Genomic DNA, 13,257 nt, shown 5'->3' with positions numbered 1-13,257 from the left:
ATGAAATAAGTTCAGAATGAAATATATTAGTGCTATTTAAATAGATAATGATTTTGAAAGGAAAAATTAGTGAACCGGACAGGTAAGACGCTCCTGTTTGTACTGATTTTTCTTTTGTTCTGGGTCACGCTGACACCTTTTATGGATTTACGTGATCCGTCGGTGCTGCTCGCACAGGAACAGGGCAATGCGCTCCAGCAGCTTGTGTCTTTGTCACTGTTCTTTATCTCTGCGCTTTATTTGCTGGCAAATTGGCAAATTGCCCTCAAAATGCTGTCGCCATTGCTGATTATCCTGCTGTTCTGGCAGTTCATTACAGTCTTCACGTCTGATTATTCCGGTATATCCTTCCGCCGTTATGTCTACAGTATAACGGTGATTGTGACCGCAATGGCTTGGGTCATTCTGCCTGAAAACCAGCAGCATTTTCAGCGCATGTTGAAATATCTAAGCCTGTTCATTCTGGGATTGTCTTATTTCGGCGTGATATTCATGCCGGAAGTCTCCATTCATAATGAAGCTGAGGTGCTGGAACTGATTAATGCCGGCTCTTGGCGCGGGCATTTTTCTCATAAGAATATTGCAGGACCTGCGATGATCGTACTGATCATCTATAATCTGTATCTGCTGCGCAGAGATGATTATCTGATACCGGCTCTGAATATTGTTCTGGCCACGATTTTCCTGATTTTTTCAAACAATAAAACCTCCATCGGTCTGATTGTTATCGCTCTTCTCGTGGCTGAGATCATTCGTTTTGTGCGATTGCTGCCGCTGCAATATCTCGCTGCGATCATACCTGTCGGGCTGATGCTGCTGCTCACGGTCGGCACGGTTGTGAGCCTGCCTGTGCAGGATTTTGTTACAGGCCTGATCTCGGATCCGACATTTACAGGGCGCACCGAAATTTGGAAATTCGCGCTGGAGCAATTGCGTGCGCATCCGTGGGTCGGTTTCGGCTTTGATACATTCTGGAATATGTCCCATTTGATCAATGGCGGCTATGAGATAGAGACCTGGGCATCAAGAGCCGGTCATGCGCATAACGGTTATATTAACCTGATGATGACAACAGGGCTGATCGGCATCACGCTTTTCATTGTCTGGATGCTGTTCTGTCCGCTTCTGGATTATCATCGCTCCCAGAAATCCGGCAATGATCCGGCACTCGCAGTCATGTATCTGCGCATTTGGGTCTTTATGATGCTCTATGCCTCTCTGGAATCGCCGTTCTTTGCCCCGCGCGGACAGGTCTGGTTTTCACTGCTGGCCGCGGTTTTTGCCCTGCGCCTTCATGCACGCGTCAAAGCCCGTTAAATCGCTAAATTTCCGCTTCATCCGTCATTTTGCAACCGCTCTCCGGCCAAATGATGAATAAGCAGCACAATGTGATTACTATTCATCACAAATGATTGTGCTTGTTGTTGACTAAGCTCAATTTTCAAACTGTATTTCTGTGATCTTATATCCGTGGGAGACGGATTAGGAGCATGCTGCGAAAAACCGGAACATGGTTATTCGGCACCGGCATGCAAAACAAAACCGGAGCACGCTATGCTCCGGACGGCAGTTAACCGCAAACAAGGTTATCCGGGGGGATACCGGTGCGGTTACAGTCACTGCAGGCGAACATTATTGAGGAAATGTCGGCTATGAATCATAAAAATAATCACCGGACAGGCGGAGAGATCCTGATTGATGCTTTGCGCATCAATGGCGTGGACAGAGCTTTCTGCGTACCGGGTGAAAGCTATCTGGCGGCTCTGGATGCATTGCATGATGCAAAAGAGGATATTGAGCTGATTGTCTGCCGTCAGGAGGGCGGTGCGACTTATATGGCGGAAGCCTATGGCAAGCTCACCGGCAAGCCGGGGATTGCTTTTGTCACCCGCGGACCGGGTGCAACCAACGCATCTGTGGGCGTGCATACGGCATTTCAGGATTCCACCCCGATGATCCTGTTTATCGGACAGGTTGCCAGCGATCAGGTTGAGCGCGAAGCCTTTCAGGAAGTGGATTATCGCCGCATGTTCGGCCAGATGGCCAAATGGGTGGTGCAGATTGATGATGTTGCCCGTATTCCGGAACTGGTATCTCAGGCATTTCATCGCGCAGTGAATGGTCGTCCGGGCCCTGTTGTTGTGGCACTGCCGGAAGATATGCTGACCGCCCATGCCAGTGTTGCTGACGTGCCGGCACATAAAAAGGTCGAAATCTCTGCCGGTGCAGAGCAATTGCAAGAACTGGCTGATCTGCTGAAACAAGCAGAGCGTCCTGTGGTTATGCTCGGCGGCAGCGGCTGGAATAAACAGGCTGTGGCTGATGCGGAAGCCTTCTGCGTTGCGAATAATCTGCCTGTTGCCACATCATTCCGCTGTCAGGATCTCTATAATAATGCGCTGGCTAACTATGCCGGCGAGCTTGGCACATCCGCAAGCCCGAAACTGCTGCAAAGCATTAAAGACAGTGATTTGCTGCTGGTCATCGGCGCGCGGATCGGGGAAATGACCAGTGCCGGCTATACAATGGTCAATATTCCGGTGCCAAACCAGAAGCTGATCCATGTGCATAGCGGCTCGGAAGAACTGGGACGCGTCTATTACCCTACCCTGCCGATCAATGCGACAATGGCTGCTTTTGCCAAGCAGTTGCGCGGTCTTGGCAAGATCGGTTCTGATAAATGGGCATCCTGGACAGCCGAACTGAACAAGAATTACAACGACAATCTGCAACATGCGCCAATTCCGGGTGATGTGCAGATGGGCGAAATCATGCAGTGGATGCGTGCAAATCTGCCTGAAGATACGATTATGACCACCGGTGCCGGTAACTACACTGCATGGCCGCATCGTTTTTATCAGTACAAGACCTTCCGCACCCAGCTCGGCGCAACCAACGGTTCCATGGGCTATGGTGTACCGGCAGCGATTGCTGCCAAACTGACCGACCGTGACCGCACTGTCATTGCTTTTGCCGGTGACGGCTGCTTCCTGATGAATGGTCAGGAACTGGCAACAGCGATGCAATATGATGCCCGCGTCGTGTTCATCGTTGTTAATAACGGCATGTATGGCACCATCCGTATGCATCAGGAACGCACCTATCCGGGTCGTGTTTCCGGCACCGGTCTCGCTAATCCGGATTTTGCAGCGCTGGCACAAGCTTATGGCCTGCATGGTGAAACAGTTGCGGCAACGGATGAATTTGCACCGGCTTTTGAACGTTGCGTAGCTTCAGGCAAACCTGCACTGATTGAAATTCGTATCGATCAGGAAGCGATTACACCGAAAATGAGCCTGAGCGCGATGCGTGAGCAGGCTCTGGCTGCTCAAAAAGGCTGATCTGTCTTTATCCGGCTTAATAATTACCCCCTCCCCTTCTGACCGGAAGGGGAGGGGGTAATTTTTTAAGGGCATCTTTTATCAAAGCCCTCCCCTGTTTAAGGGCTAGATATCTTTCATCAGACGCAGCGCATCATAAATCGCTGCATGGGTATTTCGTGCAGCGACAGCATCGCCGATACGATAAAGCTGATAGCGGCCGCTCTCGTTTTTATTAACCTGCTGCGCCTGTCCGGCGATCAGATCATCATAATTGACCGCACCGAGATTTCTGGACTGCGGTTTAAGTTCAAAATACAGATCATCCAGCGGTCTTGTGCCGTGATTAATCACGATCTGGTCGTGGTCCTGTTGTTTGTCTACACCGCCATAATCACTGCCGATATGCGCAGTGAGGCTGTTGCCGTTTCGGGTGACTTTATCAAGACGATAGGTCACGGTGAAAGTTACCCCGTCTTTCTGCAGGCTGCGCATATAGGGCACAAGGTTCATCGCCATGATTTCCGGTGCGAAACTCCGATCCGGGGTCATGACTTCAACTTTTGCTCCTGCTTTTGCCAGCACTTCTGCCGCCTGCAGAGCTGCATGGTCACCCGCATCATCAAAAATCAGCACATTGCTGCCCGCTTTGACATCACCGGAGAGAATGTCCCATGCGGAAACAACGAGATCGTTGCCCTCGGGAAGCATTTCAACATGCGGCATACCACCGGTGGCAATAATCACGACATCAGGGCTTTCAGCCTCAATTTCCGCCTGCTCTGCCCATGTATTGAAACGGAATTGCACGCCAAAGCGTTCGCATTGTGCCATACGCCAGTCGATAATGCTGATCATCTCACGACGGCGCGGTGATTGTGCGGTGAGACGGATCTGCCCGCCTGCCCTGTCCGCGGCTTCAAAAACCACGACTTCATGGCCGCGTTCACCGGCAACGCGGGCGGCTTCCATACCGGCTGGCCCTGCACCGACAATCACAACCTTCTTTTTTACCGGTGCTTTGCTGATCGTGTGCGGCATGGTCAGTTCACGCCCTGTCGCCGGATTATGAATGCAATAGGCGGCACCGCCCTGATAAATCCGGTCGAGGCAATAATTCGCACCAACACAAGGGCGGATATCTTCTTCTCTTCCCTCAATAATTTTACGCACAATATGCGGATCGGTCATATGCGCGCGGGTCATTCCCACCATATCGAGCTTGCCGGAGGCAATGGCATGGCGGGCTGTTGCCACATCCGGTATCTTCGCCGCATGGAAAGTCGGAAAATTCGTAGCCGCGCGTATTTCACCGGCAAAATCCAGATGTGGTGAATTAGCCATGCCCTGAATAGGAATAAGGTCAGTCATTGCCGGATCAGTATCAATATGGCCGCGCACCACATTCAGGAAGTCAATCATGCCACTATCTTTAAGACGGCGGGAAATTTCGATCCCCTCCTCCTTATCATGGCCGCCTTCCATCATCTCATCGCCGGTATAGCGGATACCAACAATAAATTCCGGCCCCACCCGTTTGCGGATTTCTGCCAGCACATCAAAGGTAAAACGCAGACGATTATCCAGCGAACCGCCATAGGCATTGTCGAGATCATTGGTTACCGGTGACCAGAATTGCTGGATCAGATGGCCATAGGCCTGCAACTCTATCCCGTCGAGACCGGCCGCCTGCATACGCTCTGCCGCATCGCCAAAATCCTTGATAATCCGCTCAATGTCCCAGTCTTCGAGACGTTTCGGAAAAGCGCGGTGCGCCCCTTCCCGCTCGTGAGACGAGGTGACAGCTGGCAACCAGTCGCCTTTGTCCCAGCGGGTACGGCGGCCGAGATGGGTGAGCTGGATCATTACCGCTGCACCATATTCATGACATTCGTCTGCCAGCGCTTTCATCCACGGCACCACCTCGTCCTTATAGGCGAGCACATTATTGAAAACCGGCGGACTATCGCGCGAGACCGTTGCCGAACCGGCAGTCATGGTCAGCGCCACACCAGCCTTTGCACGCTCCACATGATAAGCGCGATAGGCATCTTTCGGCATGCCGTCTTCCGGATAAGCAGGCTCGTGGGATGTTGTAATAATACGGTTGCGAAGCCGCAGATGTTTAAGCTGATAAGGCTGTAAGAGCGGATCATTATTCATTGCATTCCCCTTTTTGAGGGAGCCTAATTAAAATGTACAATACTGTCAATTTTATATACAGCAGTGTACATTTTATCGCAGTCAGGTTAAGATGTACCCCGTCAGTGAACTTAAACATCTGAATTATAATAATAATTTTAAAAGGATTATATATGTCCGCAATTGATAATGACGGTGAGAGCGGCTGGCGTGGCTCAAAGGAACTCTGGCTGGATGCCGCCTATCAGGTATTATTGGAAAGCGGTATCGACAATGTCCGGATTCTGACACTGGCCAAAATGCTGAAATTATCACGCACCAGTTTCTACTGGTTCTTTAAAGATCGTGATGCATTGCTTGATGCGCTGTTACAGCTTTGGCAGGAAAAAAATACCACAGCCCTCCTCCGGCAGGCCGGTACAGATGCACAAAGCCTGAGCGAAGCCACCCTCAATTTGTTTGACTGCTGGCTTGACCGCACGGTCTTCGACAGCAGCTTCGAACATGCCGTACGCAGTTGGGGTGTACAGTCTCCTGCGGTTGCGCAGGCTTTAAATGAGGCTGACGCTACCCGTCTTGAAGCTATACGATCTATGTTTATCCGCCACGGTTGTGAGCCTCTGCTGGCAGATGTCCGTTCAAGAGCCCTCTATCTCACCCAGATCGGCTATATCAGCCTCAATACAAATGAGGATGTGACAACACGAATGCAGCGTGTGCCGTCTTATGTGGCAATATTTTCCGGCACCCTGCCCTCTGCCCGCGAGCTTGAGCAATTTCATCAGCGTCATTCCTACCGGCATCATTCGTGATACATTTGGTGCTGCGGACATTATCTGCTATCAGAACACTCACAATATTCATGCGCTTTAAAACAATGAATATTGTCAGACAGCATTCATCCGCAGAAATTGAGACGCCATGTTTACGCTAGCAAAACGAGAAGTTTTTGAGCAGGAAATCAAACGAAGCCGTTTTCTTGCCATTGCACTTCCCGTCGCTGATGAAGAAGCTGCCAAAGATTTTATCGCCCGTGAATCCTATAGTGATGCCAATCATAATTGTTGGGCGTGGCGTATGGGGCAAAATTATCGCTTCAATGATGATGGTGAGCCAAGCGGCACAGCGGGCAAACCGATCCTGCAAGCCATTGACGGATTGGAACTCGACAATGTTGTGGTGCTTGTCACCCGATGGTTTGGCGGAATATTGCTAGGCAGCGGCGGCCTGATCCGTGCCTATGGCGGCACTGCAGCCTTATGCCTGCGCGCTTCGGAACTGGTTGAGCTTATCCCGACCCAGACAAGTTTTATCCGTGCACATTTTTCTGAACTCGCTTTGATAAAAGCGCGCCTTGCTGGGGTCGAACATCTGACAATCGCATCGGAAGATTTTCATAATACCGGAGCGGATTTGCGGCTGGAAATTCCGTCACATCAAAAAGACGCTGTACTACGTATGCTCACAGATATAACGGCAGGCAGAATTCAGATTGCGGACAAGGCAGAAGATCTGAGTTTCTGAAAACGGCAAGCAGTGTTGACAGCTGTCAACCGGATCACGATCAGACACAGATTGATGAGCCTTGCAAACTCACACCATCATCACGCCAGTCCCACACAGAGCATCTCCGTACAGAGAGCGCACCGCCTACGCACTATCACCGGCTTCGGTTTTTGACTGCAAGAATGCGTTGCAGAGCAGTTAATATCCGTTAACTATAAATAATTTGACTTTCTCTGCAGGATTTTACACTCTTCTAACGAATAATTACAAAATTTTGCCGGTTTACCGTTACTCGCCACTGCATCTGTTATTTGCGTTTTCCAGTGTTGATTTAAGCACTTGCGTTAACAGATTAGTAATTTTGTCCGAATCGTAGCATGATGGACAAAGAAAAGCAGTGGTTTACGACTATACGCGGCCATTGCGCATAAAGGTTGGATAAATTGACGACGAATTGGGCAGATATTGTTGCTGATGCACAGCAGCATTTAGCAACCACAAACAAGGCTGCAAATGCACCTTTGGCGGCAGACCGTGCAATCGCTGCGGATGCCGAGCTTTTATCTGCGCAATTACAAGCCATGCGCGAACGTCTGTTTGCACCGGCGTCGAACAAGATCCTGCGCAAATTCAGCAGCAGTGAAGCAGCCAAGCTTATTGGCGTTTCCGACAGCTATCTGCGTCAACTGTCCATTGCCGGTGAAGGCCCGCAACCAGAAACCGGCTCCGGCGGTCGCCGTCTCTATACGCTGGAAGATATTAATGCGCTGCGTCATTTGCTGACCGAGCAAAATGCGAATAAAAACCGCAACTATCTGCCATGGCGCGATGAAGAACGCGGCGAGCATCTGCAGGTTATTGCCGTCACCAATTTCAAAGGCGGCTCTGGCAAAACCACAACCACTACCCATCTGGCGCAGCATCTGGCTTTGTCCGGCCTGCGCGTTTTGGCAGTTGATCTCGATCCGCAGGCATCTATGTCGGCCTTGTTCGGTTATCAGCCGGAACTGGATCTGAGCGGCAATGATACGCTCTATGGTGCTATCCGTTACGATGAAGCACAGCGCCCTTTGCGAGATATTATCCGTAAAACCTATTTTGACGGGCTCGATCTTGTCCCCGGCAATCTGGAACTGCAGGAATTTGAACATACCACGCCGCGTGTTCTCGCCGAGCGCCGCGGTCCTGCCGCTGATATGTTCTTCACCCGTGTTCAGGCTGCTTTGCAATCAGTCGCAGATGATTATGACGTGGTTGTTCTGGACTGCCCGCCGCAACTCGGCTTTCTGACCTTGTCAGCTTTGTGCGCAGCAACATCAGTGATTGTTACCGTGCATCCACAAATGCTTGATGTCGCATCCATGAGCCAGTTTCTGTTCATGACATCCGACCTGCTTTCAGTCGTACGTGAAGCCGGCGGATCGCTGAATTTCGACTTCCTGCGCTATCTGATTACGCGTTATGAACCAAATGACGGCCCGCAAGCACAAATTGCAGGTTTCTTGCGCGCCCAATTTGGTGACCGTGTGCTCACAGCACCCATGGTTAAATCAACTGCTGTTTCCGATGCCGGTCTGACCAAACAGACACTTTATGAAGTTGGTCGCGAGAATTTCAGTCGTGTCACTTATGACAGGGCGATGGAGTCGTTGACAGCTGTCAACGGCGAGATTGAAGCACTGATCCATTCCGCCTGGAACCGTCCGGCGAGGGGAGGTAAGGCATGAACAGCCCAAGCCGCAAAAATCAGTTAAAGGCATTGTTCGGTGCGCCCTTACCGGCAGCATCAGAGCCACAAGCTCCAGAGGTTTCAGTCTCATCATCACAAGCTGAGGCTTCGGTATCAGTACCGGAGAAAACACCCGATCAGCTGATCCGTCCTTCAGCCAGCCGTTCCGGCGCCGTCAAGGCTATGGGGCTGTCCTTGGCCGATATGTCCCGTGAGTTGGAAAGTGCCAAACAACTCTCTGAAAGCCTCGCCAAAGGCGATCAGGTGGTTGAACTTGATGCTTCGCTGATTGACGGTTCCTTCGTTGAAGATCGTCTGACCCGTCAGGAAACCGATGATCCGGAATTTCTGGCTCTGGTGCAAAGCCTGCATCAGCATGGCCAGCAGGTGCCTATTCTGGTACGCCCGCATCCCTATCAGGCTGGGCGTTTTCAGGCCGCCTATGGTCACCGTCGTATGCGTGCTGCTGCACGGCTTGGATTACCGGTAAAAGCGCTTATCAAGCCGCTGACCGATGCAGAGCTCGTTCTTGCGCAAGGTAAAGAAAACAGCGAGCGCCGTGATCTTTCTTTCATTGAGCGTGCTTTATTCGCTCAGGCTTTGATTGAGCGTGGTTTTGAACGCTCCACTGTTCAGGATGCTCTGTCGCTGCATAAGGCAGAAATGACACGTTTCCTGCAAGTGGCAGCAGCCATTCCGGAACAGATTATCCGTGCGATTGGGCCAGCACCAAAAGTCGGAAGACCGCGCTGGATGCAATTAGCAGATGTTCTGCGTGATAAGCTGCAGCTCAAACAGGCTCAGCGTATTATCACTGACAGTGACTTCAAAGATGCGGAAACGGATCTACGTTTTCAGCATCTGCTCCAGAAGCTCACCGCAACAGAGAAGCCGGAAATAAACAAACCTGCAGAGCAGAAGCTGCAAACACGCAATGGCGAGAGCCTTGGCTTGTTACGGTTACAGCAGGGCAGGGCGCAGTTTGATCTGCAGCGTCATGATGCGGAAGGTTTTGCGGAATATCTCGCCGGTGAGATGGCTGAGCTTTATGAACAATTTCAGCAGAAGAAAAACGGATAAATCTATCCCCGTCTTCTCTCTGCGCGTTAGTAATGCGTATCAGGCGTTACAAATAATTTCAGAAATAACAGACTGAAATTATCAACAGCATAAATGAAGGAACCACACGGTTTATGGAGTGAGAAGGGCGCTACCAGATCAAAAGCCCCGAAAACGACAGAGCCAGTTTTAACAGATAGGAAAAAACGGCAAGAAAAAAGGCCCCCTGAACGTTACCGAACCGGAAGCCCTCTTTCGATGTAGCAATTAGAGAGAATCACTTTCGCGATCAAAAGTCAAGAGTCGGCAATGTTCCGGCAGTGTTTTTGCTTGCCTCAAATGAGGTAACAAATGACTGAGCATTTTGCGACGTCCCCGTTTGGCGGACGAATGATGAATGCTGCGCATTTTCTGAGTTACGAGAAACTTCGTCAACAACAGAAAGAAGTGCGTCAGAAACAGAGTGAAATTGAACAGGATCATCACAGCTTTGATCGCTGGAAGTTGTTGCGTGCTTTAACAGAAGCCCGTGAAGCCTATCAGCTGTCTTCGCGCACTATTGCTGTGCTTGAAGCTCTGCTGAGTTTTTATCCCGATAAAATTCTCGACAGCCGCGTTGCTCTGATCGTCTTTCCGTCCAATCACGAGCTTTCCATGCGCCTGCGCGGAATGTCAGCCCCGACAATCCGTCGTCATATTGCCATTCTCGTTGAACTTGGTTTCATTTTGCGCCGTGACAGCCCCAATGGTAAGCGTTTTGTGCGCCGCGACAGCAATGGTGAAATTGCCATGGCCTTTGGTTTTGATCTGTCACCACTGACATTTAAAGCCTCAGAAATTGAAACCCATGCAACTGAATTGCGTGAACAGGCACGTATCCGTCAGCAATTGCGTTTCAACATTACAATTCATCTCCGCGATATTTCCAAAACCATTCTGGCCGCCCTCAATGAGGGGAGGGAAGGGGACTGGAATACTCTTTATGATCAGTTACAGGCACTTTCCGGCCGCGTTGAACGCAATGGCACGCTGGAAAATCTGGGTAAACGCGAACAGGCTTTGAGCATTTTACGCAAAAACGTGGAAAATCTTTATCTTTCAAAGGTTTCAGAACAAAAAACGAGCGGCAATGTATGCGAAAATGAGCACCACATTCAGAATTCAAACATAGAATCTTTTGATAACAAACAGGTACAAAATCGCGAAAACATTAAACCAGAGCCAATATCAAAAAATTTGCGGCATGACTCTAAAGTGCAAACTCATACATCAACACCTGATCTTCAGGAAATTTTACAACATTGTCCGCAAATCAGCCATTACGCACAGCATGGTATTCATCAATGGCGTGATTTAATCCTTACAGCAGGGCATATTCGTCCGATGCTCGGGATTACCGTTTCTGCATGGCAAAAGGCTTGTGAAATTATGGGAGAGATCAATGCAGCGGTTACCCTTGCGGCAATCCTTGAACGCTCAGATAAAATACGCTCTGCCGGCGGATATTTGCGAAAATTAACCCAGCAGGCAGAACACGGCCAATATTGCGTAAAACCCGCACTGCGCGCCCTATCCAATATAAGGCACTAAGCGTCTATTTCAAACTGAATCCTTTGTTTGTCGTATTATCGCAACCTGTCCAAGTTGATTTAACATGCTTGGGAAATGCTCTGAGTGAAGGTCATTGTACCGACATAGTCGCTTTTTATGACAACAACGCGTTCAAACAATTGTGCGTAATGTAAATTCTGATTTGCCTGACTAGGGATAAGGCATAGAGACAAAGACCAGCATCAAAGACATAAAGAGATTAAGTTCATGGCAGAAAATCAGACCCATTCATCCGGATCAAAACGCACGAAAATTGTGCTGATTTCTCTGATTGCCGGTCTGCTAATCACCGGTCTGAGCGCGCTTGGTCTCTGGCAGGTCAAGCGTTTAAGCTGGAAACATGATCTGATCGCCCGCGTCGAGCAAAATATCAATGCAAACCCTGTTTCCGCGCCTGATATCAATGCCTGGCAGAATGCTGACAAGAAAGCTTATGAATATCGTGCTGTGACGCTCTCCGGTCATTATCTTAATAATAAGGAGATCGCCGTCGGTGCACTGACCGAGCGGGGTTCAGGCTATTGGATTGTCACACCTTTTCTGCGCGATAATGGCGAGACCGTCTTTATCAATCGCGGTTATGTTGCAAGTGCCAGGCGCGATCCTCTCAACCGTACAAGCGGTCAGATTGAAGGCGAAACAACAGTCACAGGCCTGCTACGCCTGACAGAGCCGAAAGGCTTCTTCTTGCGTCAGAATGAGCCGGAAAAAAATATCTGGTATGCCCGTGATATTGAGGCTTTTGCCAAACATGCCGATGTGAAGAATGTGCCGGACTATTTCATTGATGCGAATGGCGCCCAAAACCGTGCTGACCGGCCGGAAGGCGGGCTGACCGTAGTAAAATTTGCAGATAATCATCTGGTCTATGCACTGACATGGTTTTCATTGGCCTTGATGGTTTTAGGCATGGCCGTCTTCCTGATCCGGTATGAAGGCAAACCCAAATCGGAAGACGATGATTAAATTATATAATAATATCAATTAGTTAAATATAACTCCCCCGCCTTCAATAAAGCAGGGGAGCCATCAATAAAACCTGTTACTTGATCAGGCGGGCTTCACCGACATCTGCAGCGCTCTCAGACAGGCCGTATTCTTTGAGAATTTCGACCATACGACCGGATTTATGCAGCTCTTTGACCACATCATCGGCGGCAGCGAGCAGATCCGGATTGTTTTTGGAAAGCGGCAGACCGGCCTGTGCCGGATAGACAGAGCTTTGTACGCGCTCGTCTTTTTCTGAAACTTTAATCTGAACATCTTTCAGCGCGCCGCCTTGCTGCGCGGCAGTACCGACAGCAACGCCGTCAATTGCGATCTCGATACGTCCGGCTTCCAGATCCTGATAAAGCGCGACATAGTTGTTATAGAGGCTGAGTTTATCGCCGAGAATGGCTTTCAGCTCATTGACCCAGAGATAGCCCTGTACGGTACCGACATTACGGCCTTCAAGCTGGGCAACAGCGGTCACACCTTCTTTGGAATAGAGCCCCATCTGATCGAGATAGAGCGGAGCGGAAAGATTGACCACTTTCTGCCGCTCATCGGTGCGGTAATAATTGCCGATGGCAATATCTGCACGACCTGAAACAACAAACGGAATGGCTGTTGCATATTCAACCGGTGCGATTTTGATTTTCAGGCATTCTTTGGCAGCGATTTCCTTGACGATTTCACCATCCACACCGCTGAGATCGCTTTCGCCTTTAGGAATGGAGAAAGGCGGGAAAGTCGGTGCTGCAATCGTCAGATAACCGGCTTCAACAGTGGTGATTTTATGCTGCGGCGTGCAATCTTGTGCAAAAGCAGCGCCTGCCAGAAAAGTGCTGCTAAGACCGGCAGCCAGTGTGAGTGTAAAAAACTTATTCATGATTTCCCCTTTTTGTT

Annotated in this window: 10 protein-coding genes; 8 read left to right on the top strand and 2 right to left on the bottom strand. The window is 49.9% G+C overall.

Annotated elements, in window-relative coordinates:
* Nucleotides 1-69: 69 nt before the first annotated feature.
* Both F7P81_RS10380 and F7P81_RS10375 read left to right on the top strand, forming a co-directional pair.
* Complete coding sequence (locus tag F7P81_RS10380) at nucleotides 70-1,317, top strand: O-antigen ligase family protein (protein ID WP_151159447.1); 1,248 nt, start codon at nucleotides 70-72, stop codon at nucleotides 1,315-1,317.
* Between the two features lie 335 nt (nucleotides 1,318-1,652).
* Nucleotides 1,653-3,341 (top strand): thiamine pyrophosphate-binding protein, encoded by a 1,689-nt coding sequence (locus tag F7P81_RS10375; RefSeq protein ID WP_151159446.1) that lies wholly within the window; start codon nucleotides 1,653-1,655, stop codon nucleotides 3,339-3,341.
* Between the two features lie 105 nt (nucleotides 3,342-3,446).
* Here the strand turns inward: F7P81_RS10375 and F7P81_RS10370 are convergent, their stop codons facing one another.
* Nucleotides 3,447-5,483 (bottom strand): NADH:flavin oxidoreductase, encoded by a 2,037-nt coding sequence (locus tag F7P81_RS10370; RefSeq protein ID WP_151159445.1) that lies wholly within the window; start codon nucleotides 5,481-5,483, stop codon nucleotides 3,447-3,449.
* Nucleotides 5,484-5,635: 152 nt separating this feature from the next.
* Here F7P81_RS10370 and F7P81_RS10365 point away from each other — a divergent pair, with 152 nt between their 5' ends.
* From F7P81_RS10365 to F7P81_RS10340, 6 genes are all read left to right on the top strand, one after another.
* Entirely contained in the window at nucleotides 5,636-6,274 is a 639-nt protein-coding gene (locus tag F7P81_RS10365; protein ID WP_075656872.1) for a TetR/AcrR family transcriptional regulator, read from the top strand.
* Between the two features lie 109 nt (nucleotides 6,275-6,383).
* Nucleotides 6,384-6,986: an IMPACT family protein gene (locus F7P81_RS10360; protein ID WP_151159444.1), complete on the top strand. Its 603-nt coding sequence runs from the start codon at nucleotides 6,384-6,386 to the stop codon at nucleotides 6,984-6,986.
* A 446-nt stretch (nucleotides 6,987-7,432) separates the two neighbouring features.
* Complete coding sequence (repA, locus tag F7P81_RS10355; protein ID WP_075656952.1) at nucleotides 7,433-8,695, top strand: plasmid partitioning protein RepA; 1,263 nt, start codon at nucleotides 7,433-7,435, stop codon at nucleotides 8,693-8,695.
* Nucleotides 8,692-9,777: a plasmid partitioning protein RepB gene (gene repB / locus F7P81_RS10350; RefSeq protein ID WP_151159443.1), complete on the top strand. Its 1,086-nt coding sequence runs from the start codon at nucleotides 8,692-8,694 to the stop codon at nucleotides 9,775-9,777. The genes repA and repB overlap by 4 nt, the downstream gene beginning before the upstream one ends.
* A 330-nt stretch (nucleotides 9,778-10,107) precedes the next feature.
* Nucleotides 10,108-11,346, top strand: coding sequence for a plasmid replication protein RepC (repC, locus tag F7P81_RS10345; RefSeq protein ID WP_151159442.1), 1,239 nt, complete (start codon nucleotides 10,108-10,110; stop codon nucleotides 11,344-11,346).
* A gap of 228 nt (nucleotides 11,347-11,574) precedes the next feature.
* Complete coding sequence (locus F7P81_RS10340) at nucleotides 11,575-12,333, top strand: SURF1 family protein (RefSeq protein WP_151159441.1); 759 nt, start codon at nucleotides 11,575-11,577, stop codon at nucleotides 12,331-12,333.
* A gap of 76 nt (nucleotides 12,334-12,409) precedes the next feature.
* On the opposite strand, the gene F7P81_RS10335 is transcribed toward F7P81_RS10340, so the two are convergent.
* Entirely contained in the window at nucleotides 12,410-13,240 is an 831-nt protein-coding gene (locus F7P81_RS10335; protein WP_210246215.1) for a substrate-binding periplasmic protein, read from the bottom strand.
* Between the last annotated feature and the right edge of the window lie 17 nt (nucleotides 13,241-13,257).

The organism is Pseudochrobactrum saccharolyticum (assembly GCF_008801715.1).
GTDB classification, from domain to species: Bacteria; Pseudomonadota; Alphaproteobacteria; order Rhizobiales; family Rhizobiaceae; genus Pseudochrobactrum; species Pseudochrobactrum saccharolyticum.
Note: the sequence above shows the minus strand (reverse complement) of the source record. Positions and strands in the feature narration are given on the sequence as shown.

What these genes read in the sequence shown, in the direction of transcription:
- F7P81_RS10375 (WP_151159446.1), top strand. Translation starts at nt 1,653, where the DNA reads ATGAATCATAAAAATAATCACCGGACAGGCGGAGAGATCCTGATTGAT.
- F7P81_RS10370 (WP_151159445.1), bottom strand. Translation starts at nt 5,483, where the DNA reads ATGAATAATGATCCGCTCTTACAGCCTTATCAGCTTAAACATCTGCGG.
- F7P81_RS10365 (WP_075656872.1), top strand. Translation starts at nt 5,636, where the DNA reads ATGTCCGCAATTGATAATGACGGTGAGAGCGGCTGGCGTGGCTCAAAG.
- F7P81_RS10360 (WP_151159444.1), top strand. Translation starts at nt 6,384, where the DNA reads ATGTTTACGCTAGCAAAACGAGAAGTTTTTGAGCAGGAAATCAAACGA.
- repB (WP_151159443.1), top strand. Translation starts at nt 8,692, where the DNA reads ATGAACAGCCCAAGCCGCAAAAATCAGTTAAAGGCATTGTTCGGTGCG.
- repC (WP_151159442.1), top strand. Translation starts at nt 10,108, where the DNA reads ATGACTGAGCATTTTGCGACGTCCCCGTTTGGCGGACGAATGATGAAT.
- F7P81_RS10340 (WP_151159441.1), top strand. Translation starts at nt 11,575, where the DNA reads ATGGCAGAAAATCAGACCCATTCATCCGGATCAAAACGCACGAAAATT.
- F7P81_RS10335 (WP_210246215.1), bottom strand. Translation starts at nt 13,240, where the DNA reads ATGAATAAGTTTTTTACACTCACACTGGCTGCCGGTCTTAGCAGCACT.